Genomic DNA, 6,044 nt, shown 5'->3' on the forward strand with positions numbered 1-6,044 from the left:
CCATGAATGAGGCATTTTCGTTAAATTTCACCCATGCGTTGCAAAACTTAATGCAACGTCTGGGTGTTTCTAGTTTTAAAGCTTTGAGTCAAACTGCTGGTGTTTCAGAGCGGCAAATTTTGCGGTTGCGACGGGGAGAAGCAACGCAGATGCGAGTGGATGTACTGCTTAAGCTGTCGGAAGTGTTACAGATGCCGTTGAGTGAATTGATCGCAACTTTTTCTCAGGTAGAGTTGGTGAAAGAGACTGCATCAAATCAAGAATTGTTACAAGAAATAACGAATTTAAAAACAGAGTATCAGCGATCGCTTGTGCAATTAGAACAACAGCGAGAAGTATTGCTTTGTGAGTTTCAGCAAACAAGTTTGCAATTGCTAGAGTCTTTGTTATTGCAATTTCCCACCGCAGCACACAAAGCGCAAGAGAATCCGCAGCTAGCAGCGGTAAAAATATTGCCTTTAGTACAAAAACCTTTAGAAAAATTATTACAACAATGGAAAGTGGAAGCGATCGCACCCGTGGGAGCAGAATTATCCTACGATCCGCAGATACATCAATTAATGGAAGGTAATGCACAACCCGGAGTAAAAGTCAAAATACGTTACACAGGCTACCGTCAAGGTGATAAGCTTCTTTATCGAGCTAAAGTCAGTCCAGTTTGAGAGTGGGGGGATAAGGGGGATAAATGCCTAATACTCATCAACTAACCACGCTCCAACTAAAATGTTGACAAATTAAAAACATTGGGAATACTAAAAAATGTAAAGGCGATCGCAATCATTGCTACAGCAGGGGTAGTGTATTTAACTTTCTTTTATCGGTGGATTAAACGCTCACATAAAGGACTTCGGGTATGCAAGAGGACAACAATATAAATGAGTCTGTATCTAAACTAGAGGTACTCAGCAATAATTGTCCACCGAGACAGCAATTAAATGAAGAATTAGAAGCTAGAGTAGAAGAACGCACTGCCGAACTCAATGGCGTGGTTGTTGAGTTGAAGGAAGAAGTTAAGAAACGCATCGAGATAGAAAATAAACTGCGATTCTCAGAACAGTTTTTGCAGTTAGCAATGGATAACATCCCGCAGTTAATTTTTTGGAAAGACAGAAATTCTCTATATCTTGGATGTAACCAGAAATTTGCCTCTATTGCAGGTGTGGGTTTGCCAGAAAATATTATTGGCAAGACTGACTATGATTTGCCTTGGAAAAAAGAAGAAACTGAGTGGTATCGAGAATGCGATCGCCGTGTTATGGAATCTGGTGTGGCAGAATTACATATCATCGAGAAAAATACAGCTGATGGCAAGGAAGGATGGTTAGATACTAATAAAATTCCTCTGCGGGATGCTCAGGGCAATGTGGTAGGTATTCTTGGTACTGCCGAAGACATCAGCGATCGCAAACGAGTAGAAACTCAACTGCAACAGCAAAAAGAATTCCTTCGCACAGTCTTTGATGGCTCGGAAAATCCTATATTTGTAGTAGATGTTCTCGAAGACGGTGAATTTTGTCATGTAGCTTATAATAGTGCCGCAGAGCGTGCCACAGGTATGATTCGTGCAGAAGTAATCGGTAAAACTCCAGAACAATTGCATGGTGCAGTTACAGGGGCAACAGTGCGTCGGAACTTCGTCAACTGCCAAGAAGCAGCTAAGTCTATTAGTTATGAAGAATGCTTGACTTTCTTTGGTAAAGAAATTTGGTGGTTGACTACGATTAATCCCCTTAAAGACAGCGAAGGTAGAATTTACCGATTGGTGGGGACAACATTTAATATTAGCGATCGCAAACGAGCCGAAGCAACTTTATTAGAGCAAGAGCAATTTCTTCGCAGCGTCTACGATGGGTCGGAAAATTCCCTGTTTGTGGTGGATGTTCTGGAAAATGACTTCCACTATGCTGGTTGGAACCCAGCTACAGAACGTAACACTGGTTTGTTAAGCACACAAATAGTCGGTAAAACTCCAGAGGAATCCCTTGGTGAAGTTCAAGGTGCGATTGTTCGTCAGCAATATCTAAAATGCTTGCAAGCAAATGCGCCTTATACTTCTGAAGAATGCCACACTTTTTTGGGTAAAGGACTTTGGTCGCTAGTAACCATCAATCCCTTAAAAAATAGTGAAGGTAAAATTTACCGATTGGTGGGAACAGTATTTGATATCACTGAGCGTAAACAAACAGAAATTCAATTAAAGCAACAAGCACAAGACCTAGAAAAAACTCTCCAAGAACTCCAACGCACACAAATGCAACTTATTCAAAGCGAGAAAATGTCTAGTTTAGGTCAAGTGTTAGCAGGTGTTGCTCACGAAATCAATAATCCTGTCAATTTTATTTTCGGCAACCTTACTTATGCTAACGACTACATCGAAGACTTATTAAAATTAGTACAGTTATATGAGCAACATTATGGCGATCCCATTCCGGAAATTCAAGAATTCGCAGAAGATATAGACTTAAACTTCTTGATACAGGACTTACGCAAACTTCTCAAATCAATGAAAGTTGGGGCACAGCGCATTCGGGAAATTGTCTTATCTCTACGCACCTTTTCCCGCATGGATGAAGCAGAGATGAAAGAAGTAGATATCCATGAAGGTCTTGACAGCACACTGATGATTTTAGAACATCGCATTAAAGCTAAACCTGACCGTATAGCTATTCAAGTGATCAAAGAATATGCTAACTTGCCTTTGGTGGAATGTTATGCCGGACAACTCAACCAAGTATTTATGAATATTTTAGCGAATGCGATCGATGCTTTAGAGGAGTCATTAGTAAATGAGTCTGAAAAATTGATCACTCCGCAAATTCGTATTTTTACGGAACTTCTGGAGAGCGATCGCGTCAAAATTAGCATTGCCGATAATGGATTGGGTATACCATCCGCCATAAAAGATCGACTATTTGACCCTTTTTTTACTACCAAAGCGATTGGTAAAGGTACTGGGATGGGACTTTCGATTAGCTATCAAATTATAAGCGATCGGCATGGCGGCTCTTTGGAATGTATTTCACAGCCAGGAGCCGGCGCTGAATTTATGATTACAATTCCTTTATACCAAGAATAAATTATTACCAACTTATTAGCAAATTACTTAATCGTCAGATAACATTGCGGTAATAACATCAAGGTTCTCGATCAAGTTCCTTAACCCTGGCATAACTTTAAATTAAGAATAAGCTCTGCCTCAACGAGAAATGTTAATTGCCTCACAGCTGATTATACGTAAGAGGTAGTAGTTATAAGTTAATATTTTCTCTCTGATTTTTCTTTCTGATGAATGTAATGAAATATCACTGCTCAGAGCTGAGTTGTTTTCTATTGCCTATTATTAAGTCATTCAACCTGACTGCAAAAGAACAGCTAGTAAAAAAGAGATTTTGATGCGTGCTGATAAAACTCACTTCACGAGGGTAACTTGACTATTTATTATCTAAAATTACTGAGCGTTAATTAATTATTAATTATTTTTATTTGGCAACATTTCTTCAAATGAATTATGATCGGTACATACATGCAGAAATAAAAGCTGTATCATTTATACCAACAACTGCCTGAGATATGATGAGTCCTTTAATCAAAGTTTTTCAACCCAGTGGAATTTTAGATGCCAGTGAATCCCAAGAGTTTCGCCAAGAAATTATTGAAATTGCAGACAGCGGTGCGAAAATTATCTTAGTTGATTTTCAAAATGTGACTTTTATGGATAGTTCCGGACTGGGGGCTTTAGTGTTAGCCTTCAAAGCTCTACGAGCTGCGGACATCAAACTTGTTATCTGCTCCATTAATGAACAAGTCAGGATATTATTTGAACTGACTGGGATGGATAAGGTATTTGAAATATTTCCTAGCCAAGAAGAATTTAATCAAAATGTACTCTCCAGAATTTAGCTAATCAAACTTTATCTGGAGGATAGATAAATCATCATCAAAAGCCTCTTTGGAGTTTAAATTGGTTAGGTAATTTAGTACCTCGTCGAGTTGACTTTGACTCCTATGTTGTAATTCGACCAGCATCTGAATGAAAGCATCTAAACTCCAAAGTGTACCATCTGATTTAGTGATTTCGTAAACGCCATCACTAAAGATATAAAGAGTGCTGCACTCTTCAATATTGCAAAATCCATCAATGTATTTTGCTTCGGGAAACATTCCAACTGGCATTCCGGGGGTTCTTAATTGTTTGACTTCGGTAACGTTAACAGATTTGCCCGATACTAATATTGCTGGAGGATGACCAGCACTAGCATAAATTAACTGACGCTTGATGCGGTTGTAAACTCCATACCAGATTGTAAAATATTTGTCATTTTGATAATTCATTTGGAAAGTGTCGTTTAACGCTTTGAGTACCTCACTCGGTTGATAATAATTGAGACTTTTGAGAGCGCGGGAACGAAGTAAATTCAGCACGGAAATAGAGGGAAGAGTGGCTTTGAGTCCATGTCCGGCAGTATCTAGTAAATAAATTGCCATATAATCAGGATCGAGCCAGTAGTAATCGAAACAATCGCCGCCGAGTTGACGTGAAGGAATAAAGCGATAATTGATGGTGAGGAGTTCTGACATCGGTAAAGGCAAAAGAGAACGCACATATTCGGCAGCTTCTGCCATTTCCGTTTCTAAAAGTAGCTTTTGAGATTGCAAATCTCGACTTAATTGATGCAGACGCAATCCTGCTCTTACCCGTGCTTGCAATTCGTTTTGCTCGATGGGTTTGGTAATAAAATCGTCTGCACCAGCATCTAACCCCTTGACGCGATCGGCTACGGAATCTAAAGATGTTAATAAAATAAAGAATGTTGTCGATAAATTCGGATCTGTCTTGATATGATGGCAGACTTCCAGCCCATTTAATCCTGGCATAATCCAATCACAAATAATTAATGCCGGCTGGCAAGCAAGTACTTTTGCGATTCCTTCAGAACCATTGCTGGCAGCGATGACCTCATAACCCTGTTTTTCCAACATCCTTTTCAGCAGGATTTGTACTGAACGGTCATCATCAATTACTACGATTTGAAACATGGGAAATGAGGGGTAAGAGTAAATAATAATTTTTGTAAAATAAAAAATAAAATATGAGAATGGGGTATTTAATCAGGGCAAAAGGTTAAAGGGAAGAAAAGAAAGTTTTTTATTCCTTTTACCCTTCCCAATTTTTGACAGTCATAAAACATTATGGCGGTGAAAGGGGATTCAGCCACAAGAGGATAGCGCGTTTTAGTTGGTTCAAGTCGCGGTAAACTTCTTGCTTAAACCACTGTCCCAAAGCATCAATGGGGGTGAAAGATGCTCCAGGTTGCCATTTAACATCTTGACCTAAGGGTGTAACATGGCTTCCAGGCAGGGTTTGTGCTGTCACCATCTCCGGAAAGCGTTGTTGTAATATTTCCTTTAAAGCTGCTGATTGGTCAAGGGTATCGTTACTAAATTTTATTAATAAGTTGCGACGGACGTTATAGCGTTCTTGCACAAGCTTGTTAGTTTCCAAGGGTGAAGGAGTGAACTCGATCGCAAAGGTTGTGTTAAATTGTTCCACTAAGGGGATAGCATCCCGTGCAGCGTAGTTGTTAAAGGATATAAGGATATTACCTGCTTTTTCTACACTCAAGGTACTACCGATGAGTAAGTGAAGTTTACAACCCATGCTGTGTCCCAATCCATAGATCGGCAGGTAACGCTTGCGTAATGTGGAAGAATCGTGTAAGCGCTCGATAACGCGGTCGAAGTTTAGCTGTACAGATTTAGCGATCGCTATATGATCTAATGTGTTGACAAATGGCGTAGCAATTACAACATAGCCTTTCTCCGCCAGTTGTTCTAGTAGCCAACGGTAAGTGAGGTGAGGTGCTGTAGCGACGAATGCACCACCCAGGAAATGGATGATACCGATGGGATTTCGGGGAATTAACACCCAATTGCCTTGAATTTCTTTCCAGTCCATACCCATGAGCGATCGCTCTAATTTAATGTTTCTTTATATTAGACTGTGTGCGGCGGTCGTGTCAGAGGAAAGGGGGAGTGGGGGAGTG

The 6,044-nt window shown here is 39.9% G+C and carries 5 protein-coding genes; 3 read left to right on the top strand and 2 right to left on the bottom strand.

Going from position 1 to position 6,044, the window contains the following annotated elements; all coding sequences use genetic code 11:
* Positions 1–2 precede the first annotated feature (2 nt).
* The 3 genes from grpE (at position 3) to OGM63_RS07330 (ending at position 3,900) form a co-directional block, all read left to right on the top strand.
* Positions 3–662, top strand: a complete 660-nt coding sequence (gene grpE / locus OGM63_RS07320) for a nucleotide exchange factor GrpE (protein ID WP_263744846.1) — start codon at positions 3–5, stop codon at positions 660–662.
* 191 nt (positions 663–853) lie between these two features.
* Positions 854–3,076 (top strand): PAS domain-containing sensor histidine kinase, encoded by a 2,223-nt coding sequence (locus tag OGM63_RS07325; protein WP_263744847.1) that lies wholly within the window; start codon positions 854–856, stop codon positions 3,074–3,076.
* 497 nt (positions 3,077–3,573) lie between these two features.
* On the top strand, positions 3,574–3,900 hold the full coding sequence (locus OGM63_RS07330) for an STAS domain-containing protein (protein WP_263744852.1): 327 nt from the start codon (positions 3,574–3,576) through the stop codon (positions 3,898–3,900).
* On the opposite strand, the gene OGM63_RS07335 is transcribed toward OGM63_RS07330, so the two are convergent.
* The gene (locus OGM63_RS07335) at positions 3,901–5,037 is read right to left on the bottom strand and encodes a PP2C family protein-serine/threonine phosphatase (RefSeq protein ID WP_263744848.1); all 1,137 of its coding nucleotides are present in this window, start codon (positions 5,035–5,037) and stop codon (positions 3,901–3,903) included. It lies immediately after the preceding gene.
* A 151-nt stretch (positions 5,038–5,188) separates the two neighbouring features.
* Positions 5,189–5,956 carry a DUF1350 family protein gene (locus OGM63_RS07340; protein WP_263744849.1) on the bottom strand — a complete coding sequence of 256 codons (768 nt, stop codon included), beginning with the start codon at positions 5,954–5,956 and terminating at the stop codon, positions 5,189–5,191.
* Between the last annotated feature and the right edge of the window lie 88 nt (positions 5,957–6,044).

The sequence above is a fragment of the Plectonema radiosum NIES-515 genome (assembly GCF_025753815.1).
In the GTDB taxonomy this organism is placed as follows: Bacteria; Cyanobacteriota; Cyanobacteriia; order Cyanobacteriales; family Nostocaceae; genus Hassallia; species Hassallia radiosum_A.